This is a genomic window from Microbacterium binotii (assembly GCF_021398715.1).
Classification (GTDB): Bacteria; Actinomycetota; Actinomycetes; order Actinomycetales; family Microbacteriaceae; genus Microbacterium; species Microbacterium binotii_A.
This window is the reverse complement of record NZ_CP090347.1, coordinates 3,031,773-3,057,412: the sequence shown is the minus strand read 5'-3', so window position 1 is coordinate 3,057,412 and position 25,640 is coordinate 3,031,773. Positions and strand designations below refer to the sequence as shown.

Here is a 25,640-nt window from a genome sequence, read left to right as displayed (position 1 = left end):
GCAAGGGCGCGCGGGTGCGGATTCCGCCCTGCGGAATCCGGGCGGGTGCGGGGAGGTCACCGAGCCAGATCGCCGCGGATCGCCGACGCGCACGCGCGCAGCTCGACGACGAGCTCCCGCATCCGCTCCGCGCCCAGGCGCGCGCTGGGTGCGGACATGGCCACCGCGGCGATCGCACGTCCGTCCCGAGCGCGCAGCGGCACGGCGATCGCCGACAGTCCGTCGCGGCTCTCCTGGTCGTTGACGGCGAAGCCGCGCATCATCACGAGCGGAAGCTCCGCCATGAGCTGAGTGAAGGTCCGGGTGCGCTGGGTCAGGCGGCGCAGACCTCGCGGGTACAGCGCGCGCAGCTCCTCGCGGGACAGCTCCGCCAACAGCACCTTGCCTCCCGACGTGGCGTAGGCGGGCAGCAGCGCGCCGGTCAACACCTGCGTGCGCACCTGCTGGTCCGCCTCGAAGCCCGCGACGAAGCGCACGGAGTCCCCCTGCCGGACGAGGAGATTGACCGTCTCGGAGATCCGTTGGCTGAGCACCTTGAGGTGCGGCTCGCCCGCAGCGCGCAGGTCGATGGAGCTGGTGCTGTGCACTCCGATCTCGATCAGCGCCGGTCCCACCCGGTAGACCTTCGAGATCCGGTCCTGGGTGACGAAGCCACGGGCGGCGAGGGTCGTCAGCAGACGGTGTGCAGTGGATGCGGCCACGCCCAGGCGCGCGGCTGCCTCGGTCACACGGAGTTCGGGTCGATCGCCGAGCAGCAGCAGCAGGCGCAGCGCATGGTCCACCGAGGCGAGGGCGGGTGGGGGAGGGGGTTCCGATGTCGTCATCGACATCGTGACATCGTATGCGCGACGCGTCAGTACACGATGACCGGCTTGACCGTCACACCGTGGTGCATGTCGGCGACCGCCTGCTCGATCTCGTCGAGCGTGTACGTCTTCTCCAACAGCTCCAGCGGCAACCGACCGTCGGCGTGCAGCCGGGCGAGCTCCGGGATGAGCTGCTGCGGCAGCGTGTCGCCCATCGTCACGCCGCGCAGCACCTTTCCGGTCAGGATGCTCTGGATGTCCACCGGGATCTCCGTGCCGGGAGGGGGTGCTCCGCAGACGAGCACCGTGCCGCGGATGGCGGCCGCGTCCAGCGCGCCGCGCGCGACGCGGGGGCTCGCGGTCGTGTCGAAGCTCAGGCCGATGCCGCGTCCGCCCGTGATCTCGGCGAGTCGGGCCGCGATGTCCTCGGAGCCGGCATCGATCGTGTGGGTCGCGCCGAGCCGGCGTGCGAGCGCGAGTCGTTCGTCGACGAGATCGATCGCGACGAGCGCGGCGGGGCCGCGATGCGCGGCCGCCATGATCGCCGAGAGCCCCACGGCGCCGGAGCCGTAGACCGCGACGGTGTCGGCGGGGCCCGGATCCAGCACGTTCCACATCGAGCCGAATCCGGTCAGGATGCCGCAGCCGAGCGGCGCGAGCACCGTGAGGTCGGCGTCCGCATCCACCGCGACGACGGAGCGCTCGTCGGCGATCGCGTAGGTGCCGAACGAGGACTGCCCGAAGAAATGGCCCGCCACCGGGAAGCCGTCGTGGGTGATGATTCCCGAGTCGTCGGGGCGCATCAGGCCGAAGAGGTTGCGCGCCTGCCAGGTCTCGCAGTAGGCGGGATGCCCGCCCGCGCATCCGCTGCACGCGCCGCACGAGGTGAAGCTCAGCAGCACCTTATCGCCGGGTGCCACGGAGTCGACCCCCGCCCCGACCTGTTCGACGATGCCCGCGCCCTCGTGCCCGATGACGCCGGGGGTCGGGAACGGGATGCCGCCGGCGATCACACCGAGGTCCGTATGGCACAGCCCGGTCGCCACTAGCCGCACGAGCACCTCGCCATGACCCGGAGCCCCGTACTCCACATCCTCGACCCGGAGAGCACCGTCCTGCAGGACGGCGGCGCGACCGGCGGTCACGCCGATGCTCCCGTCTCGAGGTTGAAGACGATCGAGTGGGTGCGCTGGTACGAGGCCATCGCCTCGGGTCCGTTCTCGCGCCCCCATCCGGAGGCCTTGACGCCGCCGAACGGCACGGAGGGATCGAGCAGCGCCCAGCCGTTCACCCAGGTGATGCCCGCATCCAGGCGCGCGGCCACGCGGTGCGCCTTGGCGAGATCAGCGGTCTGGATGCCGGAGGCCAGTCCGTACGGCGTCGAGTTGGCGAGGGCGATCGCCTCCTCCTCGGTGTCGAAGGCCTGCACGGTCAGGACGGGACCGAAGACCTCCTCGGCCACCACCTCGGCGTCGTTCGGCACGTCGGCGATCACGGTCGGGCGATAGAAGAAGCCGCCGCCGAGCTCGGCGCGCTCGCCGCCCGTGACGATGCGTGCCCCCGCCGCGCGGGCGCGGTCCACCATCGCCGCGACCTTCTCGAGCTGGTTCGCGCTGGCGAGCGGACCGATGACGGTGCCCTCATCCGCCGGGTCGCCGAAGGGCACGTGTGGCAGGGCATCGGCGAGGGTGCCCAGCACGGTCTCGTAGAGCGGGCGTTCCACGAGAAGCCTCGGGCCCGCCATGCAGAACTGCCCGGAGTTGAACACGAAAGCCGAGATGACCGTGTTGATCGCCGCGTTCAGATCCGCATCGGCGAACAGGATGTTGGCCGCGTTGCCGCCGAGCTCGGCCGTGAACGGCTTCAGCGTGCGTCCGGCGATGGCCGCCGCGTGGGCGCCGATCTCCGTCGAACCCGTGAAGGCGACCTTGTCGACGTCCGGGTGGCCGACGAGGTGGTCGCCGAGGGCGGCTCCGGGCCCCGTCACGACGTTGAAGACCCCGTCGGGCACGCCCGCCTCCTGCAGGATGTCGGCGATGATGAGGGCCGAGAGGGGGGTGTCGCTCGCGGGCTTGTGCACGATCGTGTTCCCGGCGATGAGAGCGGGGGCGATCTTGGAGCTCGAGAGGATGAGGGGGAAGTTGAACGGCGTGATGGCCGCGACGACCCCGATCGGCTCGCGCTTCACGTAGGCGTGGGTGTTGCCGGTCGTCTCGCGCACATCGCCGTCGAGATGGTGGCCGAGGCTCGCGTAGAACTCGTAGAGCTCCGCAGCGTTGTTGACGTCGACGATGCGCGCGAACGTGATGGGCTTGCCGACATCCAGGCTCTCCGCCTGTGCGAGCTCCTCCGTCCGCTCGCGCATGAGCGCGTACGCACGCTGCAGGATGCGGGCGCGTTCCCTGCTCGACAGGCGAGACCAGGCGCCGGAGTCGAAGGCGGCTCGGGCGGCGGCGACCGCGTCGTCGACGTCCGCCGTCGTCGCTCGTGCGACCTCACCCACCTTGCGGCCGGTGGCGGGGGAGATGACGTCCATCACGGCGCCGTCGGAGGCGTCGCGCCAGATGCCGCCGATGAACAGCCGGCCCCGTGCGCGCTCGCCGGTGCCGGCGACGGTGGATGCAGGATCTGTGAGGGTCATGAGGTGCTCCTTCGATGGGTGGGGTCAGGCCGGTGCGCTCGCGGCGACGCGTGACAGCGCGTCGACGAAGCCGCGCGGGTCCTCCTGGAACGGTGCATGCCCGGTGGCGAGGCGCAGGATCTCGTCTCGACCGTCCAGGCGAGTGCCTGCAGCGCGGGGACGACGGAGGCGAACTCCCGGGCCCCGACCCATGCGCCGTGGACGAGGAGCACATGCGGGTTCTCGCTCATGTTCCGGTCTTCCTTGATCCGGGGAGCCGGCGCAGGGCGGCGGTTCCGTGACGACGATGTCTGACGCTCAGTGTCGGTCGGCGCCCGGAGCCGCGGTATCCGTAGGACTACGTAACCTCGCCCGTGACCGCAGCGCGTGTGGACTCGAACCACGCCGCGATCTGGGCGCGTGAGCCGAAGCCGAGCTTGCCGAGGATGCGCTGCACGTGGGTGTCGACGGTGCGCACCGACAGAACGAGCCGCTCGGCGATCTCACGATTGCTGAGCCCCTCGTGGATGCCGGCCGCCACCTCCCGCTCGCGCTCGCTGAGCCCGCCGGCAGCGCCGCGGGCGGAAGCGGCGAACGACACCGCCTCGACAGGGGTCAGGCGCTCGCCGACCGCAGCGGCGCGCTCGAACGCGCGGTCGCCGAGGCGGGCGCGCACCCGGGCCACGCATCGCTCGTGGTGGGCCGCCATCTGCGGTCCGTGCACCGCGATGTCGGAGCCGACGCGGCGCCAGCGGATGCGGGCCGCCCCGAGGAGCACGGCCGAGCGCTCGGTCGGTGAGCGCGCCGCATCGATCCAGCTCAGCAGCTCGAGCACGAGGCAGTCCCCGACCGGATCATCGATACCGTCCTCGGCCCGCAACGACTGGCGCGCCCGCGTCTCGGCGAGATCGAGCTCACCGTCGCAGAATGCGGCCAACGCGAGCGACCACAGCGCGAGCGAGCGCATCCACATCTCGCCGATCGCTTCGCTGTGCCGCGCGGCCGCTTCGGCCGAGGTCCCCGCCGCGCGCTCGCCGAGGTGGCTTCGTGCCGTCGTGAGCTGGAACTGGGCGAGCAGCGCCTCGTTCGGGAGGCCTGCGCCCAGGGCGCCGCCGATGGAGCGTTCGAAGCCGACCACGGCTGTCGCCGGATCGCCAGAGAACAGCGCGTGCGTTCCACGCCACCGCTGGAGCTCCACCGTGAACACGACGCGCTCCGGTTCGGGGACGGATGCGAGCAGCGCCTCGGCGTCGCGGAGGTGCGCATCCGCCTCGTCCAGATCGCCCTGCAGCAGACACAGCCACGCCGCCGTGATCGAACCCCGCATCCGCGGCGCCGCGCCGGCACCGGGCAGCGCCAGCACCCGCGTCGCCCACGCGCGTCCCTCCGGCAGGAACCCTCCGACGCCCCAGTGGTACCGGAGCGCGGCGAACAGCGCGAGCGCCGTGTCGGCATCGACGGTCGTCGCGGTGCCCAGCGCGGCCTGAAGCTCGGCTCGATCCGCACGCTGGGTCGCGATGATGCGCGATTGATCGGGTCCGTACCACCGTCCGTCCGCGGCGTCGGCGAGGCGGCGGTAGTGCTCGAGGTGGCGATGCAGCAGCACCGGCCACGCGCCGTTCTCCTCCGCGCGTTGGCGTCCGTAGGCGCGGATCGTCTCGAGCATTCGGAGGCGCCCGTTCTCGCGATCGGCTTCGATGACCGACTGCGTGACGAGATCGTCGACCACGTCGACGATCTGCGTCTCGGTGAGCTCGGCCACCGATGCGGCGGCCGCGAGGTCGAAGGGTCCGCGGAAGACGCTCATGGCCTCCCACACCCTGCGCTGCTCGGGGGTGCACAGTTCGTAGCTCCAGTCGACGACCGCTCCGAGGGTGCGCTGGCGGGCGACGGCGGACCGGGAGGCCGCTCGCAACAGCGTGAAGCGCGACGACAAGCGCCCGTTGAGCTCGGAGAGCGGCAGCGAGCGCAACCGGGTCGCCGCCAGCTCGATCGCGAGTGGCAGCCCGTCGAGCGAGCGGCAGAGTTCTTCCGCCACCGACTCCTCCTGCTCGGACAGGGCGAAGGACGCGTCGGCGGTGCGGGCACGCGCGAGCAGCAGCGCGAGGGCGTCGGACGGGTGAGAGGCGTCGTCGGCGAGCGACAGCGGTGGCACGGCGAAGACCTGCTCACCGTCGACGTCGAGCCGGCGTCGGCTCGTCGCGAGGATCGTCAGCTGCGGCACCGCATCCAGGAGCTCGTCGGCGAACGCCGCCACCGCGTCGATGAGGTGCTCGCAGTTGTCGAGGACGACCAGAGAAGGCGTGTCGGAGAGGACGTCGGCGAGGAAGTCGAGCGGGTCGCGGGCGGAATGCTCGCCGAGGGGCAGAGCCCGTGCGACGGCCAGGGGCACGCGCCGCGCATCCTGGAGACTGTCGAGTCCGACGAACCAGGCGGTCACCCCCGTGGTGGCGGCGAACCGGTTGGCCGCCCGCGCGGCCAGACGCGTCTTCCCGACGCCGCCCACGCCGGTGAGCGTCACCAGACGGCCGGTGCGCAGCAGCACGCCGATCGTGTCGAGCTCGGCCTTTCGGCCGACGAACTCGCTGCGCGGTTCGGCGATCATCCAGACCCCTTCGTCTGCACCGATTATGCATCCCGCTGAATGGAACGGGATCGATGAGCGCTCACAGTCCGATGACGACGATGCCGGCCAGGACGATCACCGCGCCGATGACACGGCGACCCAGGTCGTGTTCATCGAACAGACGCCAGGCGACGAGCGATCCGATGACGATGGACGACTCCCGAAGCGGTGCGACGAGGGCGACGGGCGAGTCCTGCATCGCCGTGAGCACGAGGATGTAGGCGAGCGGAGAGAGCACCGCTATGAGGATGATGGGCCGCCAGTCCGTGCGCAGCGTCGTGCGCACCCGCGTGCGACGCCGCAGGATGCCGGGGGTGAGCATGGCGCACTGGAAGAGGAGGGTCCCCGCGTAGTAGCTCTCCGGTGCGAGGTCGAGTCGGCCGACCGCGTGGGCGTCCCAGAGCGTGTAGGCCGCGATCGCGATCCCCGTCATCACGCCCCACAGCAGACCGCCTCGCGCGTCGCCCCCGCGCATCTTCCGAGGATCACCGGCGACGACGAGGATCCCGCCGACCACGAGCAAACCGCCGACGGCCGACGTCCAACCGATCCGCTCACCCAGCACCGCCACCGCGACCCCCATCGAGAGCAGGGGGCCGCTGCCCCGGGCGACGGGGTAGACCACACCGAAGGCGGCGCGATCGTAGCCGGCCTGCAGGGCGAGGGAGTACCCCGCATGCAGCGCGGCCGAGACAGCGCTCGCGCCGATCAGAGTCGGCGTGATCGGCTGGATGCCGGCTGCAGCGAACCACACGGCGAGCGGTGCGCACAGGATCGCCGAACCGACGGTGTACGCGCCGACGAAGAGGATGGTGTCGCCGCGCTTGAACTTCGACGCGAGGTTCCAGCCGGCGTGCGCGAGAGCTGCGAGCAGAACGATCGCGAACGTTCCGACGGGCATCAGGCCATGTCGGGGAGGTCCATGCCTGCGCGCTCCGCCCGGCGGACTCGTTCCGGATCACTGAGCGCGAGTGCCGCAACGAGCACATCGACGACCGTCAACTGTGCGAGGCGGCTCGCCGATGCCGCCAGTTGCGTCGAGAGGGGAGCCGCTCCCGTGAGGAGCGTGATGCCGGCGAGCTCCGTCAGAGGAGTGGCGCGGCGGTCGGTGATCGCGATGACGGTGGCGCCCGACGATGCCGCGGCGTCGGCCACGCCCAGCGTCGTCTGCGTGCGGCCCGTCGAACTGACGATGACCGACACGTCGCCCGGGCTCATGAGGCGGGCAGCGATCATCGCCGACTCGTGGTCGACGACGCCCGCCGTGCGCACACCCAGCGCCCGCATCCGGAAGACGGCGTCGGCGGCGACCGTGGCCGAGGGCCCCGCGCCGTAGGAGAGCAGTTGACCGCAATCGCGGATCGCCTCGACCGCCGCGCGTACGTCGTCAGCGATCAGCGCGCCTCGCATCGCTGACAGTGCGTCGATTCCGGATCGGACGGCGTTGTCCATGACGCTCGCGGCATCGCTGTCCGCATGAAGAGAAGGCGGCGGGGCGAAGAAGTCCGCACTGCCGCGAGCCCGCGCGATCTCCAGCTTCAGATCCGCGAACCCCTCGAACCCGATGGCGCGCGCCGCGCGCACCACGCTCGGAGCCGAGACGCCTGCTCTGGCCGCGACCTGAGCAGTGGTGCTCGTCCCCACGAAGAGCGGGTCGCCGATCAGCAGCGCGATCACCTTCGCCTCGCTGGTCGCGAGGTCGCCGCTGCGGGCGCGTACCGCCCCGAGCCACTGTTGCAGCGGCTCGGCAGATTCAGTAACAGGGTTACTCTTGCGGGAAGACACGCGTAACAGCGTAACGTTCAATCTATGTCAGCTCGTGAAGATTCGAATCCGCCGACCGTCGCCGTCGTCGGGCCGGGAGCCATCGGCACGACCGTCGCCGCCGCGCTCCATGAAGTCGGACGGACGCCCCGACTCTATGGCCGCACCGGCCGGACGCACCTGGAGTTCCGGGAAGGTGAGCATCGCATCCAGGTGCCAGGCCCGGTGCGCACGGAATCCGGAGGATCTGTGACCGTCGCAGACATCGTGTTTCTGGCGGTGAAGGCGACGCAGCTCGAGGCTGCGGCGCACTGGCTCCCGGCCCTCTGCCGACGGGGAAGCGTGGTCTGCGTCCTGCAGAACGGCATCGAGCAGGTCGAGCTCGTCGCACCACTGGTTCCGAGCGGTACCGAGATCGTGCCGGCGGTCGTGTGGTTTCCCGCGCAGAGACAGTCTGACGGCGCGGTTCTGCTGCGCGGCGACGCGCGCATCAGCCTGCCGCGCATCCCCGCGGCCCTTCGCGTCGCGTCGACGCTGCGCGGTACGCGCTGCGGGGTGGAGCTCGAGGATGACTACGTCACGACCGCGTGGCGCAAGCTCCTGCAGAACGCGACCGCGGGCCTGATGGTGCTCGCCGGTCGGCGGTCGGGGATGTTCGCGCGGCCGGACATCGCGGGGCTTGCTCTGGCGTACCTGCGTGAATGCGGGCGCGTCGCGCGCGCCGAAGGGGCGCGCATCGATGACCGCACCCTGGAGGAGATCCTGACGGGGTTCCGGGGTGCGCCGGCGGACATGGGCACGTCGATCCTGGTGGATCGCGAGGCCGGCCGACCGCTGGAGTGGGCGGTCCGCAACGAGGTCGTCGTGCGTCTCGCGCGCCGCCACGGGCTGCCCACACCGATCGGCGATGTCGTGGTGCCGCTGCTGGCCGCGGCGAGCGACGGTCCGGGGTGAGGTGAAGAAACATGGGCTGACGCCCGACACGGATTCAACGAAAAGCAAACGGGCGTCACGAATCTCTTGACTTTCGCCCGCTGCAACCCGCACCATGAGGGGGTCAGCACGCTGCGGTGCCGACGCGTCGGGGACTCGAGGTGGTGACTCCGCGTGACGGATGCTTCGCGTTGGCGTCCTGCTTACCCGTCACTGAGAGGCACTTCGATGAAGAAGACCCTTGCCGCCATCGCTCTTGCAGCCGTGGCCGCTCTGACCCTGTCCGGTTGCACCGATTCCGCCGCGCCCGCCACGTCCCCCTCGGGTGACTCCACCGCGGGAGGCGGCGAGGTGCGCAAGGTGCGCGTCGCCGCTCTCCCCATCGCCGAGACGGGCGCCCTGTGGGCGGCCATCGATGCCGGCATCTTCGAGGACCACGGCCTCGACGTCGAGGTCGTTCCCGCCCAGGGCGGCGCACAGGCCATCCCCGCGCTGCTCAGCGGCGACATCGACTTCGCGATCGGTCAGCCCATGGGCCCGATCCGCGCCGCCCTGCAGGATCTCGGCGTCGTGATCTTCAGCAACTACGCCTCGAGCCACGCCGACGGCGAGGATGTCAACTCCGTCGTCGCCCTCGGGGACTCGGGCATCGCGAGCCCCGCCGACCTCGCCGGCAAGCGCGTCTCGGTGAACAGCATCGGCGCCGCCGGTGACCTCACCATCCGCAAGGCCGTCGACGACGCCGGCGGCGACTCGTCCACCATCGAGTTCGTCGAGGTCGCGTTCCCCGACGTGAAGGCGCAGCTCGAAGCGGGCAACATCGATGCCGGCTGGGTGCCGGACCCCTTCCGCGGGCTCATCGTCTCCGGCGGTGGCGTCGACGTCGTCTCGCCCTACCAGGCCACCATCCCCGGTCTGACGGTGCTGACCAACTTCACCACGCAGGAGAAGATCGACGCCGACCCGCAGCTCGTCGCCGACTACGCGGCGGCGATGGCCGAGGCCCAGCAGTACGCGACCGACAACGAGGACGCCGTGCGCGCCGCGATCGTGAAGAACCTCGAGATCCCGGAAGCCGCGGCGGCCGCCATCACGCTGCCGAACTTCACCTCCGACCTCGACGACGCCGGCATCGAGAAGCTCGCCGCCCTCGCTGTGCAGTACAAGTACATCGACGCAGAGCCCGACTTCACGAAGCTGATCCAGCCGCAGTGATCCCGAGCGGGGGATGCGGCACGCGCCGCATCCCCCGCATCCCCTCCGGAAGGCCCCCCATGACCCTCGCTCCGCCTGCGCCGGTGCACACGTCGACGGTCGTCGTGCCGCGTCGTCGCCGCCGACGCTCGTTTCGAGCTCCGCTGCTCGGACTGCTCGGTGTCGTCGTGTTCCTCGGCGCCTGGCAGCTCATCTCCGCTGCCGGTCTCATCAACCCGTCGCAGCTGCCCTCGGCCGTCGACACGTTCACGCGTCTCGGCACGATGGCGGCGGACCTCGAGTTCTGGCGCAACATCGGGCGCACCCTGACCGCCTGGGCGATCGGTCTCGCGATCGCCTCGGTGCTCGGCATCCTGCTCGGCGGGCTCATCGGACTCGTCCCGGTGCTGCGGCGGGGAACCAACACCATGGTGGAGTTCCTGCGCCCCATCCCCTCGGTGGCCCTCATCCCGCTGGCTATCCTGACGTACGGCATCCAGATCCCCGCCGCGCTCGTGATCATCGTGTACGCCTGCTTCTGGCAGGTGTTCGTGCAGGTGCTGTACGGCGTCGCCGACATCGACACGGTCGCCCGCGACACCGCGCGCAGCTACGGCCTCACGCGCGCCGCGCAGCTGCGCTCCCTCGTGCTCCCGACCGCGCTCCCCTACATCTTCACCGGGCTGCGACTCGCCGCATCCGTCGCCCTCATCCTGGCGATCACCGCGGAGATGACGATCGGCAATCCCGGTCTCGGCAAGGTCATCATCCTCGCGGCCAGCAACGGCAACATTGCCACGGTCTACGCCGTCGTGATCGTGACGGGTCTGCTCGGCCTCATCATCAATCTCGTCTTCCGTGTGCTCGAGCGCCGTGCGCTCGCCTGGCACCAGTCGGTGCGAGGGGAGGAAGTGCTGTGACCCTGTACACGAGCACCGTCCGCACGCCGCCGCGCGCACCGCGGGTGTGGGCACGTCTTGCCACGAGCACCGCCTACGCGCTCGCCCTGCCGATCGTGCTGCTGATCATCTGGGGCGTGTGGGGCACCGTGGCCCCGGGCAAGTTCTTCCCCGGGCCGGGGCGGATCGCCGAGGCCTTCGTCAACACCTGGGTCGGCCCGGCGTTCCTCACCGACGTCGTGCCGAGCCTGACGCGCCTGGCCCTGGCGATCGTGCTGGCGGTCGTGATCGGCGTCGCCGTCGGAACGCTCATCGGCCTCACGCGGTGGCTGCGCGAGCTGGCCGAGCCGCTGCTGGAGTTCTTCCGCGCGATCCCGCCGCCCGTGCTGATCCCCGTCTTCGTCGCCCTGCTGGGCGTGACCGACAACATGAAGATCGTCGTCATCGTCTTCGGATCGTTGTGGCCCGTCCTGCTGAACACCGTCGACGGTGTGCGCGGCACCGACTCGGTCATGACGGAGACGGCCAAGTCGTTCTCGCTCACTCCCGCGCAGCGCCTGTTCTCGCTCGTGCTGCCGGCGGCGAGCCCCCGCATCATGGCGGGCGTACGTCAGACGCTGTCGGTCGCGCTGATCATGATGGTGATCTCCGAGATGTTCTTCTCCTCATCGGGCCTCGGGTTCCAGATCGCCTACTTCCAGCGCAACTACCTGATCGCGGAAATGTGGAGCGGCATCGTGCTGCTCGGCTTGGTCGGCATCGTCCTGTCGGTCATCTTCACCATCGTCGAGCGCAGGGTCCTGCGCTGGTACCACGGAATCAAGGAGGTCGAGCGTGCCTGAGACGCTCCTGCAGGTCGAACACCTGAAGAAGGTCTACGAGTCCTCGACGGGCGTCGTGGAAGCGATCGGCGACATCGACTTCTCGATGCGCCGCGGCGAGCTGGTGTGCATCGTCGGTCCGTCCGGATGCGGCAAGACCACGCTGCTCAAGTGCATCTCGGGTCTGCTCCGCCCCACCGCGGGCAGCGTGGTGCTCGACGGCAAGCAGGTCACCGCGCCGCCGCCGAACATGGCGCTCGTCTTCCAGGAGTACGGACGCAGCCTGTATCCGTGGCTCACCGTGCGCGGCAACGTCGAGCTGCCGCTGAAGCACAAGAAGCTCTCGAAGAGCGAGCGCAACGCTCTCATCGACGACGCGCTGCTCGCTGTCGGCCTCGACCACGCCGCTGACAGCTACCCGTGGCAGCTGTCCGGCGGCATGCAGCAGCGCGTCGCGATCGCGCGCGCCGTCGCCTACCAGCCCGAGGTGCTCATCATGGACGAGCCCTTCGCGGCCGTCGACGCGCAGACGCGTGCGGACCTGGAGGACCTCGTGCGGCGCCTGCACCTGGAGCGCGGCATGTCGATCCTGTTCGTGACGCACGACATCGACGAGTCGGTCTACCTCGGCGAGCGGGTCGTCGTGCTCTCCAAGTCGCCGACATGGGTGCAGGAGGATCTCGTGATCGATCTCGCGCCCGAGCGCGACCAGATCACGACGCGTGCGTTGCCCCGCTTCACGGAGCTGCGCACGCACGTGTACGAGCAGATCCAGCGCGCCAAGCGCGGCGAGGCCGTCCGTCCGGCCGCATGATATGTCGGTGACATCGGTGCAATCCCTCTCGCGAGAGGTCGAAGCGACCCAGCGCGCGCCGCAGCGCCTGCTGCTCGCCCTGCTGGGCGAGCTGCTCGAGCGCGGGATCTCCCGTCCCGTCCGAGCCAGCTTCTATCTCGACGTGCTCGAGAGCGCGGGAGTCGCCGCTCCCACCACGCGGGCCGCCCTGGACCGGATGGCCGTGACCGGGTTGCTCTCGCGCGCACGGGTCGGTCGCGGCGTGGAGTTCGCCCTCACGGAACAGGGGCGCGCGGTGCTGGAAGAGGCGTCCGAGCGCGTGCACTCGCCGCATCCGTTCGACCCGGTGGGCAGCGGATGGACGCTCGTGACCTTCACGGTTCCGGAGGACCAGCGCACGCTCCGCCACCGCCTGCGCGCGGCGCTCGCGTGGGAGGGGTTCGCCGCGGTGCGCGACGGACTCTGGATCGCGCCGGGAGAGGTCGACCTGGTCGCGGCCCTCGGCGGCCTCAAAGAGGAGCTGCCGGCCGGCGCGGTGATCGCGTTCCGCGCCCGGGACCTCGCCGCGTTCCCGGTGGCGGATGCGGCGCGCACCGCATGGGATCTCGCCCGCATCCGTGCCGCGCACGAGCGGTTCGCCACGGAGTGGAACACCGCCGAGACGATCGAGGCCCCGCCGCTGGCGGCGCTGACGATGCTCGTCGCCGACTGGCTGGAGCTGCTGCGCAGCGACCCGCGTCTGCCGTTCGACTACCTCGGCGAGGACTGGCCCGCCCAGCGCACCACGGAGATCTACCGTGCCCGCCGTGCGGCTTGGTCGGCCGCGGCCGCGGAGGCGCTCACCGCCGCCATCCCCGGAGACTGATCCCCGACACCTGTCCGCGGGTGCTTGCGGCACAGCTCAGCCGGAACCGACCGATTCGGTGCGGGGTGCCGTCGGTGGTGTTGGTTCCGGCTGCGTCGTGCCCGAACTCCTGCAGAACCTGCCCGTTCGTGGGTTCCCGGGTGCTGGTGGTCGGTTCTGCAGGAGTTCGGTTCGGGTGTGCGGTGGGCACGACGGGTATGTGGCACAGCTCAGCCGGAACCGGCCGATTCGGTGTGGGGTGCCGCCGGTGGTGTCGGTTCTGGCTGAGTCGTGCCCGAACTCCTGCAGAACCAGTTCGTTACGGGGTCCCCGGCGGTCGGTGGGCGGTTTTGCAGGAGTTCAGACGCGGAGGCGGGAGACGACTGCGGGGACTGGCTCCGGGAAGTGGCACGATTGGCGAACCGGCGGGCGACCGGCAGGCGGCGAAGAGGGGGATCTCGTGTGGTCGGGAAACTCGAAGCTCGCCGGGATTCTCGTGATCCTGCTTCACAGCGTGATGCTCTGGGTGCTGATCCCGGTGGGGTTCGTTGCGTGGCTGGTCTGCGTGCCCTTCACGTTTCCGCGGCCGGTTCGTCTGGGGTCGTTCTTGGCGTGGCTGGCTTTCAACAACGTCGTCCTTCTTCAGCGAGTCCTGTTCCGCCCGTGGTTTCGGACCCCCTTGCATTGGCTGGCGCCCCGCGAGATGCGCGACGTGAAGCACCGCATCAGCCTTCATGACCTGTTCCTCGTTCCGCCCTGCTGAGCGGACAGGACGAGGTCGGTCGCGCCCGAACTCCTGCAGAACCCGCCTGTCTCGGGCTGTCGGGGGTGCCGCTGGCCGGCTTTGCAGGAGTTCGGGCGCGGGGAGGCGGACGGATGCGGCTGAGTTGTGACCGAGGCGCAGTAGCCTGGCCATCCCGGGAGGGAGACGAAGATGAGCCGGTCCGAGATCACGGTGACGCCGCTGAACGCGCAGGTCGTGCTGTTCGCCTCGGAGGGCGCGGAGTTTCCCGAGTGGGTGACCGGCGACGAGCCGGCCGTGGCAACCGACTCCGCGATCATGGTGGCGACCCGAGAGGACCTCGCCGGAGACGTCACAGTCCGCGTGCTGATCGATGAGGTCGCCTCACACGGGGAGAGGGTGTTCGAGCACACCCTGTCGTTGCCGACGCCCGTGGTGCGCTTCGGGAGCTTCCTCTCCGGGGAGCTGGCGGAGATCCGGCTGCCGGATGCGGGGGCGTATACCGCGCAGATCTCCGTGGACGATCCGGCAGCTCCCTCCGACGTGCACGTGGTTCTCCGGTGGCTCGAGGGCTGAACGGAGGGCCCTGGACGCGCCGGCGACCCCGGGTTACCGTGGACTATGGCGCTCTATCGCTGGCGGCGGGCGCTCATCGTCGCGATCGTCCTCGGCGGCTTCGGGCTGTACTGGGCGTCCATCGCCTTCGCATGGCGGATCCCGCTCTGGGCGGTGATCATCGGCGCGGTCCTCGGCCTGGGTGCGGTGTCGCTCCTGTCATTCCGGCCCCGCCGCCGCAAGAGGATCGACAGCGACGATCTTTACGCGTCCGATCCCTACAGTGACGCGTATCTGGGTCGCAGCGCACCCACACATCCGCACCGGGACGCGAAGCCGACTTCGCAGATCGGAGGCGCACTGCCCGTCGACCCGCTCGCAGACGCGATCGGCCAGGAGCCCGAGCGAGAGCAGCGCTGACTCCTCGCGGTCAGGGCGCGTCTCCCGGCGCCTGCCATGCGGTGACTGCGACGGCTGTGCCCGCGACCACATCGAGCTCGACCGGCCAGGAGCCGCGCGTCTCTCCCGCGACGACCGCCGCCCACAGCGTGCGCGCGATGATGACGCCGTGGGTGGACTGGGCATCCCAGCCGAGGTAGGCGACCGCTGAGCCACCCGCCGGAACGACGACGGATGCGGGCCCCGGATCGGTCGCCATGAAGGAACCGCCATGCTCGATCGTGGAGTCGAGCAGATGACCGTTCTGGTCGCCGAACGCGACGTCGGGATACCCCTCGATCGTGCAGGGAGCATCGGAGAAGTTCATGAGCTCGAGGCGGAGCCCCCGATGCCCGGTCGCCGCATCGGGCTCGCCCTTCAGGATCATGGCGCGATCCGGAGTGCAGCCGTCCGCGTCCGTCACGCCGGCGCCCGCGGAGCGCTCCGGAACCGGATCGCCCTCCGCCTGTGGATCGGGTGGAATCGAACCGTCCGCCGGAGCCGGCTCCGCGGCCGCCTGGTCAGCCCGCACCTGGGCCTGAGACGCCTCGTCGCCCAGTGTCTGCGTCGCGACGAGCAGGACGAGTGTCGCGACCGCAGCTCCCACGGCCAGAGAGCTGCGGAGTCGTACCGCTCCACCGGGGCCGTCGCCGGGCGCCTCCCGTCGCGATAGGCGCGAGGCGAGCAGCGCCGGCAGCCACCCGTAGAGCAGGCCCCAGTAGGCACCGATCGCGGCGCGGCTGCCGAGATCCAGCGCCCACAGAGCCCAGCCGTGCGTGACGAGCGTGCCGAAGACGAGCTGCACATCGATCGTCATCCCGGTGATCGCACCCGCCGCGACGACCGCGAGCCAGGTCACGGCGAACGACTCCCGACGGCGCACGACGTGCAAGGCGGCTGCGACACAGGCAGCCACGGCGAGGGCCGCGACGAGAGGGGAGAGCAGAGACCACGGGGCGGGCCAGGACCAGACGTAGGGGCTCGGCGTCGGCAGGGCCGCTTGCTGCACGCGCTGCAACGGCGTGAGCGACGCTGCGGCGGCCAGCGCGACGACCAGCAACCAGAGGAGCCCTGCCGTGGCGGCGACCAGCCAGATCTCGCGTGATCTCCGCATCCGTCTCTTCCCCCGTCGGCCGCTGGACGGCCACTTCGCGAGCCTAGCGTGCCGGTCGTTCGCGAACGGGGCGAGCGATCAGCCCTGCGCGGCGCGGATGTGCTCGGCGATACGCAGGTAGTTCTCCCGTGCGAGCGCGTCGTCGCCGCCGTCGTAGCCGTGGTCGGCGCCCTCCACCTGCCAGAACTCAGCCAGGGCTCCCACGCGCTCGAGGCGCCGGGCGTAGCGCTCGTCCTCGTCGCGCAGGATGTCGTCGGATGCGGCGATGACGACGGCCGGGGCGATGCCCGTGAGATCGGCGGTGTCGGACACGCCCGCCGGTGAGACGAGCGGATCGGCTCGCGTTCGAGGGTCGGGCACGTACGAGCTGTCGAAGACCTCGGACATCCAGGGTCGCAGGAGGGGCTTCGTGAGCGGCGAGTGCTTCTCGACCGCAGGGACCGTGAGATCGAGCGGCGGGTAGTGCAGCACCTGGAGACGGATGCGGGGACCGCCCGCATCCAGCGCCTGCCGCGCGACCGCGGCGGCGATCGCCCCGCCCGCGCTCTGTCCGCCGACGGTCAGCCGCGTGGCGTCCCACCCTTGCGCGTCCGCGTTGTCGATCGCCCACTGCACGACCCGCATCGCCTGGTGCACCGCGGTCGGGAACGGATGCTGGGGCGCCACCGCGTAGTCGACGTCGATCACCACCACCCCCGCCCGGCTCGCGATCGCGCGGCAGAGAGCGTCGTCGCCGTGGAGCTGGCCCAGGATGTAGCCGCCGCCGTGGAAGTTCACGTGCACGCCGGGGTGGGCTGTCGCATCCGCCGCGCGGTAGATCACGGCGGGGGCGGGCGGGTCGGCCGGGATGATGAGCTCGCGCCGCTCGGCGGTGAACTCCGGCAGGCGCTCGCGCGGGTCGAGTCCGCCCGTCTGGGCCGCCATCATGCGCGGCATCGCCTTCTGCAACCGCCGCGCGACGAATCGTGCGACGGCGGGGCGCGACAGCAGCGACATGATCAGTGCTTCCGTCCGAACAGCTCACGCAGCGCGGCCTTGCGGACCTTGCCGGATGCGGTGCGCGGGAGATCCTCGACCACGACGACGTTCTTGGGGAGCTTGTACCGGGCGAGGACACCGTCGAGCTGGGTGCGTACGGACTCCGTCGTGACTTCGGCGCCCTCCTTGACGGTGACCACGGCCCACGGGACTTCGCCCCACCGCTCGTCGGGAACGCCGATCACGGCGACCCCGGAGATCCCCCGGATGTCGTTGATCAGGTTCTCGACCTCGGCGGGATAGATGTTCTCTCCGCCGGAGATGATCATGTCCTTCAGTCGGTCGGAGATGAAGAGGTAGCCGTCCTCGTCCAGATAGCCGAGGTCGCCGGAGCGGAACCAGCCGTCCTCGCGGAACGCCGCCGCCGTCTCGTCCGGGAGCCCGTGGTATCCGGGGAACACGTTGGGTCCCGCGATCTCGATCTCCCCGACCGTCCCCGCAGGCACGACGGCGCCCGTGTCGTCGGTCACGCGCACCTCGGTGAAGAAGTGCGGCAGGCCCACGCTGCCCTGCTTCGCGCGGGTCATCGCCGGTGCCAGGGAGGTGGCGCCGGGCGAGGTCTCGGTCATGCCGTACCCCTGCGAGAACGACAGCCCCCGCGCCTCGAAGGCGTTGAGGATGCGGGTGGGCACTGCCGAACCGCCGCACGTCAGCTTCTGCAGGCTCGACAGGTCGGTCGTGGGCCAGTCAGGGTGATCGGCCATCAGCTGGTACGTCGTGGGCACGCCGCTGAGCATCGTGATGCGGTGTCGTTCGATCAGGGTCAGCGCGCGACCGGCGTCGAATCCCTTCTCCAGCACGAGGGCCGCCCCCTTGAGCACCACCGGCAGCGCGCCCATCCCGAGGGCGGCGACGTGGAACAGCGGCGAGATCATCAGCGCGACGTCGGTCGAGACCACGTCGTAGTCGATGATGCAGTTCAACGCGACCCAGGTGAGGTTGCCGTGCGTGAGGACCGCGCCCTTCGCTCGCCCGGTCGTGCCGGACGTGTAGACGATCGCCGCGGGATCCTCGAGCGTCACAGCCGTCGTCCCGACGGAGGCGCCGTCGGCGTCCCGCACCAGCGCGGCGAGGCCCGGATGGTGCGAGATCCCCTCACCGGTCAGGATGACCTCGCCGATGGATGCGGCCTCGATCCCGGGGATGATGCGCTCGGCGAACTCCGGGTCGTGGATGAGCACGCGGGCGCCCGAGTCGGTCAGCACATGCCGGATCTCGGGTGCCGCGAGGCGCGTGTTGACCGGCACGAACACGGCCCCCAGTCGGGCGCAGGCGAAGAGCACCTGAAGGAACGCCGGGCTGTTCTCGCCGAGGTAGGCCACCGCATCCGCTCTGCCGACGCCGCGTTCGCGCAGCACGGCCGCCGTGCGATCGACGGCGTCGGCGAACTCGCCGTACGACAGCGTCTCGCCGCCGTCGACGATGATCGCGGGTTTGCCGGGGCTCTTCAGTCGTCTCTTGGTGATCCAGGATCCCAGTCCGTGATCATGCATCGTTGCATCCTCGTGATGGTGGGTTCGGGGCGCAGCCCGGAGGGGAGGGGTCAGGCGTAGAAGCGGTACAGCCCGCGGGCGACGACGGCGGGCTTGGTGGCGCCCTCGATCTCGATCGTCTGGTCGACCGCGAACTGGTATCCGCCGGGTACCTCGGTGACCTCGGCGATGACGGCGCCGCCGCGGATGCGGGCGCCGACGGCGACGGGCGAGACGAAGCGCACCTTGTCGAGGCCGTAGTTCACCTTGGTGCTGACGCCCTCGAGATCGAACAGCTCGGACCAGAACTTCACGGTCAGCGACAGCGACAGGAAACCGTGCGCGATCGGACCTCCGAAAGGGCCCTCCTTGGCGCGCTCCGGGTCGACGTGGATCCACTGGTGGTCGTCGGTCGCGTCCGCGAAGAGGTTCACCCGGTCCTGGGTCACCTCGAGCCAGTCGGTGAAGCCGAGGTCGGTGCCCGCGAGGGATGCGGCGTCGGCGTATGCGGCGGTCGTGGTCATGATGGGTTCCTTTCGGTGGATGTTCAGACGAAGGCGGAGGAGCCCGTGAGCCCGCGCCCGACGATCAGGGCGGTCATCTCGTGTGTGCCCTCGTAGGAGTAGACGGCCTCCGCGTCGGCGAAGAACCGTGCGGCGCCGTGCTCGAGGAGGATGCCGTTGCCTCCCTGCACCTCGCGGGCGAGCGCGACGCTCTCACGGGCGAGGCGGGCGGTCTGCATCTTGGCCAGCGCCGAGTCCTCGTCGCGCAGCACGCCCGTATCCTGTCGGGCGGACAGACGCGTGACGATGCCGAGGGATGCGGTCAGGTTGCCGAGGATGCGAGCGAGCTTCTCCTGCACGAGCTGGAAGCCGCCCAGCGGCGAACCGAACTGCTCGCGCTCGCGTACGTACGCGACCGCCGCATCCAGGGCGCCGGCCTGCAGGCCCGTCGCGATCCAGGCCACGTCCGAGCGCAGCGATCGCAGGATCTCGGCCACGTCGCGCCAGCTGTCGACCCGCTGGAGCCGCGCGCTCTCCTCGACGCGCACGCCGTCGAGGCGGATGTCGAAGTTCTGCATGGGTCGCAGCGACATCTTGCCCTCGATGCGGGTCAGCGTGACGCCGGGCGCGTCCCGGGGCACGAGGAATGCCTTGACCTCGCCGTCGTCGGCGGCGCGTGCGAACACGACGAGCACGTCGGCGGTGTCGGCGCCGCCGATCCACCGCTTCGCGCCGTCGATGACCCAGCCGTCGCCCTCGCGCGTGGCGGTCGTGGCGAGCCCGCCCGCGATGTCGGAGCCGTGGTCGGGCTCCGTCAGTGCGAAGACGCCCCGCAGCGCGAAGCTGCGGATCGCGTCGTCCAGCGCGGCGACCTGTTCGGGCGAGCCGCCGCGGCGCACGGCGGTGCGGAACAGTCCCGACTGCGCGTTGTACGCCGTCGCGACCGACACGTCGGTGCGGGCGAGGACGAACGCGCGGTAGCCGGAGAAGACGGAGGATGCGGCCTCTGACGGCTCCACGCCGACCGGCTGCATCAGATCGAGAGGCGCGAGGGCGTCGATGACGGCGGCCGGCAGGGTCGCGCTCTCCCACGCGGCGGGCAGCAGCGGCGCGATCCGGGTGCGCAACGTGTCGTCGAGGCGGGCGAGGGCAGCGCGGGCGCCCTCGCTGAGCATCGCCTCGGCGTACCCGAGAGCGTCGTGACCGAAAGGCGCTTCGCTGCGCAGTCTCGGATTCATGGGCTATCCGAGTCCGAGCAGACGAGCGGCGTTGTCCTTGAGGATGCCGGGCATGACCTCGGGCTTCATCTCGATCTGCGCCACGTCGCGCAGCCACCGGTCGGGGGTGAGCAGCGGGAAGTCCGAGCCGAACAGGATGCGGCTCTTCAGAAACGAGTTCGCCGCCCGCACCAGCTGCGGCGGGAAGTACTTCGGGCTCCAGCCCGACAGGTCGATCCACGTGTTGTGCTTGTGGGTCGCCACAGAGATCGCCTCGTCCTGCCACGGCACCGAGGGGTGGGCCATGATGATCTGCAGGTCGGGGAACCGCGCTGCGACCGTGTCGAGCAGCATCGGATTCGACAGCGCGAGGCGGAAGCCGCGGCCGCCCCGCATCCCCGCGCCGATGCCCGTCTGCCCCGTGTGGAAGAGCGTCACCACGCCGGTCGCCTGCATCGTCTCGTACAGCGGAAAGTACTGCTCGTCGCTCGGGTCGAAGCCCTGCACCGTGGGGTGGAACTTGAAGCCGCGCACGCCGTAGTCCTCGATCAGGTGTCGCGCGCGATCGATCGCGGCCTGCCCCTGACGCGGGTCGACGGAGCCGAACGGGATGAGCACGTCGTTGTTGCGCGCCGCACCCTCCGCGATCTCCTCGCTCGACAGTGCCGCATGCTGCAGTTCCGTCTGCGCGTCCACGGTGAACACCACCGCTGCCATGGAGCGCTCACGGTAGTACGCGGCGACCGCGTCCAGATCGGGGCGCCCCACGTCGGCGCTGAAGTACGCGGAGGCAGCCTTGGCCAGATCGTCGGGAAGCGAGGAGTGTCCGTGCGCGTCGACCTCGATGTGCACATGCACGTCGATCGCCGTGATGGCGGACAGGTCGATCGCGGGTTCGTAGCGCGTGGTCATCGGCGTTCCTCGTCGTCGGGGATGCGTGGTGCGAGGGGCCCGGTCTCACCAGACCCCTCGAGTCTCAGGGGCGGGGGCGCTGCAGCTCTTCCGGCAGGGCGGGGAAGCGCTCACCGACCGACTGCAGGTTGTCGCCGACCAGGTCGGCGAACTCCGACTCGAGCGCCGCCGCGCTCCAGCCGCCCTCGCGGTACGCGGTGACCACGGGCTCGGGGTGCGACCAGAGCTGGATGCGGTCGCCGCCGACGCCGATCGCCTGGCCGGAGACGTTCGCCGCCGCATCCGAGGCGAGGAAGGCGATGAGGCCGGCCACGTCGTCGGAGGTTCCGAAGCCGAGGTCGTGACGGTAGAACGCGGGCATCGGCTCACCCGCCTCCTCCGCCTCGACCGCCGCGGCGAAGTACGGCAGGGTCGCGGTCATGGCGGTGGCGGCCACGGGGATCACGGCGTTGGCGGTGATGCCGGCCTTCTTGAGCTCGAGCGCCCAGGTGCGCACCATGCCGACGATGCCGGCCTTGGCGGCGGCGTAGTTGGTCTGGCCGAAGTTGCCGCGCTGACCGGTCGGCGAGCCGATGCAGATGATGCGACCGGCGATCTCGTTCTCACGCATGTAGGTGGCGGCCTCGCGGACGCACGTGAACGTGCCGCGCAGGTGTACGTCGATGACGGTGTCGAAGGCCTCGTCGCTCATCTTCCAGAGCACGGTGTCGCGAAGGACGCCGGCGTTGGTGACGAGGATGTCGAGCCGGCCGTAGGTGTCGACGGCCGTGCGGACGAGCTCCTTCGCCGTCTCGGACGAGCCCACGGGAGCGACCACCGCGACGGCCTGGCCCCCCTCGCGCTCGATCGAGGACACCGCCTCGGCGGCGGTGGCCGCATCCACGTCGTTGACGACGACGCGCGCTCCCTGGCGGGCGAGCTCCTGGGCGTAGGCGAGGCCGAGGCCGCGGCCGGATCCGGTGACGATGGCGACTTTGCCGTCGAGGGACATGGGGGACTCCTTCGTTCGTGCTCTCATTGAAACGGGACTAGTTGAAATTGTCAATTATTGTTTCCCGCACCTTTTGTTAGGATCTGCCTATGCCGAAGAGCGAGGATGCTGCAGCGCAGGCCGACGCGCGCGCCCGGCTCACCGACGACGTCAGCTTTCTGCTGGCCCGCGCCAACGCCCTCTCGCTCGCCGCGGGGAATTCGGCCCTGGCGGCCCTCGGGTTGAAGGTGCGGTCGTACTCGGTGCTGGCCCTCGCCTGCGACACGGCGGCCGGTCCCTCGCAGCGGGAGCTTGCGGAGTTCCTGCGCCTCGACCCCAGCCAGGTCGTCGCCCTGGTCGACGACCTGCAGCGCCGTGGTCTCATCGAACGACGCCCCGACCCCGCCGACCGTCGGGCCAACGTCGTGGTCGCGACCGCCGACGGCCTGGCCCTCCACGAGCGCGCGCTGGCCGCCGCCGAGGCCGCCGAACGCGACCTGCACGGAAACCTGTCGGCCGCCGAGCGCGTGCAGCTCGCCGATCTCCTCCGCCGCATCGCCTTCCCCTGAGCGCCGGGCGTGCGGCGTGCCGCGTGGGGCGTGCCGCATACGACGGGCGTCCGCATCCGTTCGGCAGGAGATCTCCGCTCGACAGGACGTTTCGCCGCGGATCGTCCTGCAGGGGGGATTTCTCCTGAGTTGCGGATGCGGTTAGTGAGCCTCAGCGGCCCTCGAGCACGTACCGTTCGCGACCGACCGAGACGCCGACCACGCACTGTCCGACCAGGACGGCGATGTAGAGCAGCAGCGGCGCGGTCCATCCGCCGTCGAGTGCGTGGAGGGCTCCGAAGCAGATGGGGCCGGCGGCGGCGAGGAGGTATCCGACCGACTGCGACATGCCGGAGAGCGCGGAGGATGCGGCGGCATCCCTCGCGCGCTGCGCCATCAGGGTCAGCGACATGCTCAGCGACGCCCCCGCCGACAAGCCCGAGAGCAGGGCCCACGCGGTCAGCAGTTGCGGCGCGAGGATCATGCCGATCGCGGCGGCGATCGCGAGCAGGGGGAGTGCGGCCGGGACGGCCCGGCGCAGGCGCCCCTGCAGGGCGAACGCGACGGCGAACGAACCGACGACACCGAGGATCTGGTAGAGCGCGACATCGACGCCGGCGGCCACGGGGGACTTGCCCGTCGACGCGGCGAGCGGGGCCATCCACGTCACGAGCATGTAGAACGACGCCGACTGCGCTCCCATGTAGGCCGCGATCTGCCATGCCAGGGGGTCGCGCCAGATCCCCGTGCTGCGCGGGGTTCCCGGTGGGGAAGGTGCCGGGGCGGTCCGCGGCGTGCGGCCGTGCTGCGCCCAGGCCCAGAGGGCGATCGTGAGCGGCAGGAGTGCGGCGGTCGCGGCCAACGCCACGCGCCACCCCGCATCCGGATCGTCCACGGCATGCGAGATGGGCACGACGACGGCCGAGGCGACGGCCCCCACGCCGCCGAGCAGCGCCGTGTACATGCCCATCATGACCGGCACGCGCCCCGGGAAGTCGCGCTTGATCACCGCCGGCATGATCACGTTGGCGACGGCGAGGGATGCGCCGATCAGTCCGGTTCCGAGCCACAGATTGACCTCCGTGCCCGGCAGCGAGCGCCAGGCCGTTCCCGCCCCGAGCGCGATGAGGGCGCACAGCAGCACGCGCGACATCCCGAAGCGGCGAGACAGGCCGTGGGTCAACGGCGAGACGATCGCCCAGGCGAGGAGGGGAACGGCGGCGAGCGCACCGAGGGCTGCGGTCGTCGTGCCGAGATCGTCTGCGATCTCCTCGAGCAGCGGTCCGACGCCCGTGATCGTCGCGCGCATGTTGGCGGCCACCAGCGCCACAGCGATCAGCAGCAGCAACGCCCGTCCGCGTCGGCTTGCGCTTTCGTCGGGGGTCTGGATGCTCACGAGCACCGGACTCTACCCTGCCCGCCGCCTCCGTCCGCGCCCGCTTTCGCGCGACGGATGAGTGCCCCGCGGTGCGACGTGTGCACGGTGCGTGGTGCGGATGGTGGCTGGTGGGGCGTGTGGGGTGGTCTGGTGACGGGTGACCGTGCGGGTGTCGCGGTGGCCGCGGCGCGGCGGCCCGCCCCGCGCGGGTCAGCCGAGGCGGGTCTCGAAGGGCCAGCCGGTGTACGCCTCGGCGAGGTAGGTGCGGCCCGCATCCGAGTCGATGATGGAACGGAGCTCGCCGAGCTGCCGCTGGCGGTCGAAGTCGGACGCGTCGGGGGTGCGGTGGAGCATGCTGGTCATCCACCACGAGAAGTGCTGGGCCTTCCAGATCCGCCGCGACGCCGTCTCGGCGAAGGCGTCGATCGGTCGTTCGTCACCGGAGAGCAGGAGCGCGCGCAGCGCGATGTCGAGCAGCACCACGTCGGCGACGGCGAGGTTCATGCCCTTCGCGCCCGTCGGTGGGACCGTGTGTGCGGCGTCACCGATGAGCGCGACGCGGCCGCGGCGCAGTTCGCCGGCGACGAAGCTGCGGAAGCGCAGCACGTCCCGCTGGAAGATGGGTCCCTCGTTGAGGGTCGTGCCGGGGACGCGCGCCTGCAGCGCGTCCCAGATCTCCGCCTCGCTCAGTGCGTCGGGGTCGGCCTCGGGGTCGCACTGGAAGTACATGCGCTGCACCGTGCTGCTGCGCTGGCTGATGAGGGCGAAGCCCGCATCCGAGTTGCTGTAGATGAGCTCCTCGGAGCTCGGCGGCGCCTCGCACAGGATGCCGAACCACGCGAACGGGTACTCGCGGAACGAGCCCGCCGCCGACCCGCCGAGCGTCCGGCGGACGACGGAGCGCGAGCCGTCCGCGCCCACGACGAACTCGGCCTCGATCTCGACACGCTGCCCGTCGGCATCCTCGCCGATGACGCGAGGGCGATCGGATGCGGCGTCCTCCACCGCGTCGACGCGCACACCGAAACGCAGGTCCTGGCCGGCGGCGAGTCGCGTGGCCACGAGATCCTTGAGCACTTCGTGCTGCGGGTAGAGCCAGACGCTGCGGCCGGTCAGGGAGGGGAAGTCGATGCGGTGGCCCTCGCCGTCGAAGCGCAGCTCGATGCCGTCGTGCCGGTTGCCGTCGGTGAGCACGCGCGTCGACGCGCCGCTGGCGACGAGCAGGTCCACGGTGCCTTGTTCGAGGATGCCGGCGCGGATGGTCGTCTCGATCTGCTCGCGCGTGCGGGAGTCGACGATGACCGACTCGATGCCGGCGTCGGCGAGCAGGTGGGAGAGCAGGAGCCCGGCGGGGCCGGCGCCGACGATGGCGACACGGGTGCGGATAACGGTCATGGCGTCTCCTTCGACGACGGGCCTGTTGAATGCTGCCGACCAGTGTGCCCCGCGCCAC

The 25,640-nt window shown here is 70.6% G+C and carries 25 protein-coding genes; 10 read left to right on the top strand and 15 right to left on the bottom strand.

The window, feature by feature from the left end; translation table 11 throughout:
- Positions 1-56: 56 nt before the first annotated feature.
- The 6 genes from LXM64_RS14810 to LXM64_RS14785 form a co-directional block, all read right to left on the bottom strand.
- A complete protein-coding gene (locus tag LXM64_RS14810) occupies positions 57-830 on the bottom strand; it encodes an IclR family transcriptional regulator (RefSeq protein WP_137418728.1) in 774 nt (257 codons plus the stop codon).
- 23 nt (positions 831-853) lie between these two features.
- Complete coding sequence (locus LXM64_RS14805) at positions 854-1,951, bottom strand: NAD(P)-dependent alcohol dehydrogenase (protein WP_234073880.1); 1,098 nt, start codon at positions 1,949-1,951, stop codon at positions 854-856.
- Complete coding sequence (locus tag LXM64_RS14800; protein ID WP_234073879.1) at positions 1,948-3,447, bottom strand: aldehyde dehydrogenase family protein; 1,500 nt, start codon at positions 3,445-3,447, stop codon at positions 1,948-1,950. Before LXM64_RS14800 ends, LXM64_RS14805 begins: the two co-directional genes overlap by 4 nt.
- A gap of 337 nt (positions 3,448-3,784) precedes the next feature.
- On the bottom strand, positions 3,785-6,031 hold the full coding sequence (locus tag LXM64_RS14795) for an ATP-binding protein (RefSeq protein WP_234073878.1): 2,247 nt from the start codon (positions 6,029-6,031) through the stop codon (positions 3,785-3,787).
- Positions 6,032-6,092: 61 nt separating this feature from the next.
- Positions 6,093-6,953, bottom strand: a complete 861-nt coding sequence (locus LXM64_RS14790) for an EamA family transporter (RefSeq protein WP_234073877.1) — start codon at positions 6,951-6,953, stop codon at positions 6,093-6,095.
- Positions 6,953-7,837 (bottom strand): MurR/RpiR family transcriptional regulator, encoded by an 885-nt coding sequence (locus tag LXM64_RS14785; RefSeq protein ID WP_234073876.1) that lies wholly within the window; start codon positions 7,835-7,837, stop codon positions 6,953-6,955. Before LXM64_RS14785 ends, LXM64_RS14790 begins: the two co-directional genes overlap by 1 nt.
- 24 nt (positions 7,838-7,861) lie before the next feature.
- Here LXM64_RS14785 and LXM64_RS14780 point away from each other — a divergent pair, with 24 nt between their 5' ends.
- The 9 genes from LXM64_RS14780 (at position 7,862) to LXM64_RS14740 (ending at position 15,017) form a co-directional block, all read left to right on the top strand.
- The gene (locus LXM64_RS14780; protein WP_234073875.1) at positions 7,862-8,770 is read left to right on the top strand and encodes an oxidoreductase; all 909 of its coding nucleotides are present in this window, start codon (positions 7,862-7,864) and stop codon (positions 8,768-8,770) included.
- Between the two features lie 207 nt (positions 8,771-8,977).
- Positions 8,978-9,964: an ABC transporter substrate-binding protein gene (locus tag LXM64_RS14775; protein ID WP_234073874.1), complete on the top strand. Its 987-nt coding sequence runs from the start codon at positions 8,978-8,980 to the stop codon at positions 9,962-9,964.
- A gap of 59 nt (positions 9,965-10,023) precedes the next feature.
- On the top strand, positions 10,024-10,863 hold the full coding sequence (locus LXM64_RS14770) for an ABC transporter permease (RefSeq protein WP_234073873.1): 840 nt from the start codon (positions 10,024-10,026) through the stop codon (positions 10,861-10,863).
- Positions 10,860-11,684 carry an ABC transporter permease gene (locus LXM64_RS14765; protein ID WP_234073872.1) on the top strand — a complete coding sequence of 275 codons (825 nt, stop codon included), beginning with the start codon at positions 10,860-10,862 and terminating at the stop codon, positions 11,682-11,684. The genes LXM64_RS14770 and LXM64_RS14765 overlap by 4 nt, the downstream gene beginning before the upstream one ends.
- Positions 11,677-12,477: an ABC transporter ATP-binding protein gene (locus LXM64_RS14760; RefSeq protein WP_137418744.1), complete on the top strand. Its 801-nt coding sequence runs from the start codon at positions 11,677-11,679 to the stop codon at positions 12,475-12,477. Before LXM64_RS14765 ends, LXM64_RS14760 begins: the two co-directional genes overlap by 8 nt.
- A gap of 7 nt (positions 12,478-12,484) precedes the next feature.
- Positions 12,485-13,321 carry a PaaX family transcriptional regulator C-terminal domain-containing protein gene (locus LXM64_RS14755; protein WP_234073871.1) on the top strand — a complete coding sequence of 279 codons (837 nt, stop codon included), beginning with the start codon at positions 12,485-12,487 and terminating at the stop codon, positions 13,319-13,321.
- 439 nt (positions 13,322-13,760) lie between these two features.
- Entirely contained in the window at positions 13,761-14,063 is a 303-nt protein-coding gene (locus LXM64_RS14750) for a hypothetical protein (protein ID WP_234073870.1), read from the top strand.
- Positions 14,064-14,234: 171 nt separating this feature from the next.
- Positions 14,235-14,618, top strand: coding sequence for a hypothetical protein (locus tag LXM64_RS14745; protein WP_234073869.1), 384 nt, complete (start codon positions 14,235-14,237; stop codon positions 14,616-14,618).
- Positions 14,619-14,663: 45 nt separating this feature from the next.
- A complete protein-coding gene (locus LXM64_RS14740; protein ID WP_234073868.1) occupies positions 14,664-15,017 on the top strand; it encodes a hypothetical protein in 354 nt (117 codons plus the stop codon).
- Between the two features lie 10 nt (positions 15,018-15,027).
- On the opposite strand, the gene LXM64_RS14735 is transcribed toward LXM64_RS14740, so the two are convergent.
- The 7 genes from LXM64_RS14735 to LXM64_RS14705 form a co-directional block, all read right to left on the bottom strand.
- The gene (locus tag LXM64_RS14735; protein WP_234073867.1) at positions 15,028-16,149 is read right to left on the bottom strand and encodes a DUF4232 domain-containing protein; all 1,122 of its coding nucleotides are present in this window, start codon (positions 16,147-16,149) and stop codon (positions 15,028-15,030) included.
- 78 nt (positions 16,150-16,227) lie between these two features.
- Positions 16,228-17,145, bottom strand: coding sequence for an alpha/beta hydrolase (locus LXM64_RS14730; protein WP_234073866.1), 918 nt, complete (start codon positions 17,143-17,145; stop codon positions 16,228-16,230).
- Between the two features lie 2 nt (positions 17,146-17,147).
- Positions 17,148-18,680: an o-succinylbenzoate--CoA ligase gene (menE, locus tag LXM64_RS14725; protein WP_234073865.1), complete on the bottom strand. Its 1,533-nt coding sequence runs from the start codon at positions 18,678-18,680 to the stop codon at positions 17,148-17,150.
- A 50-nt stretch (positions 18,681-18,730) separates the two neighbouring features.
- On the bottom strand, positions 18,731-19,183 hold the full coding sequence (locus LXM64_RS14720; protein WP_137418751.1) for a MaoC family dehydratase: 453 nt from the start codon (positions 19,181-19,183) through the stop codon (positions 18,731-18,733).
- A 23-nt stretch (positions 19,184-19,206) separates the two neighbouring features.
- Positions 19,207-20,400, bottom strand: coding sequence for an acyl-CoA dehydrogenase family protein (locus LXM64_RS14715; RefSeq protein WP_234073864.1), 1,194 nt, complete (start codon positions 20,398-20,400; stop codon positions 19,207-19,209).
- Positions 20,401-20,403: 3 nt separating this feature from the next.
- A complete protein-coding gene (locus tag LXM64_RS14710) occupies positions 20,404-21,291 on the bottom strand; it encodes an amidohydrolase family protein (protein ID WP_234073863.1) in 888 nt (295 codons plus the stop codon).
- A 64-nt stretch (positions 21,292-21,355) separates the two neighbouring features.
- Positions 21,356-22,282, bottom strand: coding sequence for an SDR family NAD(P)-dependent oxidoreductase (locus LXM64_RS14705; RefSeq protein ID WP_234073862.1), 927 nt, complete (start codon positions 22,280-22,282; stop codon positions 21,356-21,358).
- Positions 22,283-22,371: 89 nt separating this feature from the next.
- On the opposite strand from LXM64_RS14705, the gene LXM64_RS14700 reads away from it, so the two are divergent.
- Positions 22,372-22,830, top strand: a complete 459-nt coding sequence (locus tag LXM64_RS14700; protein WP_234073861.1) for a MarR family winged helix-turn-helix transcriptional regulator — start codon at positions 22,372-22,374, stop codon at positions 22,828-22,830.
- A 151-nt stretch (positions 22,831-22,981) separates the two neighbouring features.
- On the opposite strand, the gene LXM64_RS14695 is transcribed toward LXM64_RS14700, so the two are convergent.
- Positions 22,982-24,205, bottom strand: coding sequence for an MFS transporter (locus tag LXM64_RS14695; protein WP_234073860.1), 1,224 nt, complete (start codon positions 24,203-24,205; stop codon positions 22,982-22,984).
- 192 nt (positions 24,206-24,397) lie between these two features.
- Positions 24,398-25,582 (bottom strand): 4-hydroxybenzoate 3-monooxygenase, encoded by a 1,185-nt coding sequence (locus LXM64_RS14690; RefSeq protein WP_234073859.1) that lies wholly within the window; start codon positions 25,580-25,582, stop codon positions 24,398-24,400.
- Positions 25,583-25,640 lie beyond the last annotated feature (58 nt).

Excerpts from the sequence above, each read along its gene's own strand:
- LXM64_RS14735 (WP_234073867.1), bottom strand. The coding sequence starts at position 16,149 with ATGCGGAGATCACGCGAGATCTGGCTGGTCGCCGCCACGGCAGGGCTC.
- LXM64_RS14790 (WP_234073877.1), bottom strand. The coding sequence starts at position 6,953 with ATGCCCGTCGGAACGTTCGCGATCGTTCTGCTCGCAGCTCTCGCGCAC.
- LXM64_RS14795 (WP_234073878.1), bottom strand. The coding sequence starts at position 6,031 with ATGATCGCCGAACCGCGCAGCGAGTTCGTCGGCCGAAAGGCCGAGCTC.
- LXM64_RS14810 (WP_137418728.1), bottom strand. The coding sequence starts at position 830 with ATGTCGATGACGACATCGGAACCCCCTCCCCCACCCGCCCTCGCCTCG.
- LXM64_RS14715 (WP_234073864.1), bottom strand. The coding sequence starts at position 20,400 with ATGAATCCGAGACTGCGCAGCGAAGCGCCTTTCGGTCACGACGCTCTC.
- LXM64_RS14705 (WP_234073862.1), bottom strand. The coding sequence starts at position 22,282 with ATGTCCCTCGACGGCAAAGTCGCCATCGTCACCGGATCCGGCCGCGGC.
- menE (WP_234073865.1), bottom strand. The coding sequence starts at position 18,680 with ATGCATGATCACGGACTGGGATCCTGGATCACCAAGAGACGACTGAAG.
- LXM64_RS14775 (WP_234073874.1), top strand. The coding sequence starts at position 8,978 with ATGAAGAAGACCCTTGCCGCCATCGCTCTTGCAGCCGTGGCCGCTCTG.
- LXM64_RS14690 (WP_234073859.1), bottom strand. The coding sequence starts at position 25,582 with ATGACCGTTATCCGCACCCGTGTCGCCATCGTCGGCGCCGGCCCCGCC.
- LXM64_RS14700 (WP_234073861.1), top strand. The coding sequence starts at position 22,372 with ATGCCGAAGAGCGAGGATGCTGCAGCGCAGGCCGACGCGCGCGCCCGG.
- LXM64_RS14730 (WP_234073866.1), bottom strand. The coding sequence starts at position 17,145 with ATGTCGCTGCTGTCGCGCCCCGCCGTCGCACGATTCGTCGCGCGGCGG.
- LXM64_RS14740 (WP_234073868.1), top strand. The coding sequence starts at position 14,664 with ATGGCGCTCTATCGCTGGCGGCGGGCGCTCATCGTCGCGATCGTCCTC.
- LXM64_RS14720 (WP_137418751.1), bottom strand. The coding sequence starts at position 19,183 with ATGACCACGACCGCCGCATACGCCGACGCCGCATCCCTCGCGGGCACC.
- LXM64_RS14800 (WP_234073879.1), bottom strand. The coding sequence starts at position 3,447 with ATGACCCTCACAGATCCTGCATCCACCGTCGCCGGCACCGGCGAGCGC.
- LXM64_RS14710 (WP_234073863.1), bottom strand. The coding sequence starts at position 21,291 with ATGACCACGCGCTACGAACCCGCGATCGACCTGTCCGCCATCACGGCG.
- LXM64_RS14780 (WP_234073875.1), top strand. The coding sequence starts at position 7,862 with ATGTCAGCTCGTGAAGATTCGAATCCGCCGACCGTCGCCGTCGTCGGG.
- LXM64_RS14745 (WP_234073869.1), top strand. The coding sequence starts at position 14,235 with ATGAGCCGGTCCGAGATCACGGTGACGCCGCTGAACGCGCAGGTCGTG.
- LXM64_RS14770 (WP_234073873.1), top strand. The coding sequence starts at position 10,024 with ATGACCCTCGCTCCGCCTGCGCCGGTGCACACGTCGACGGTCGTCGTG.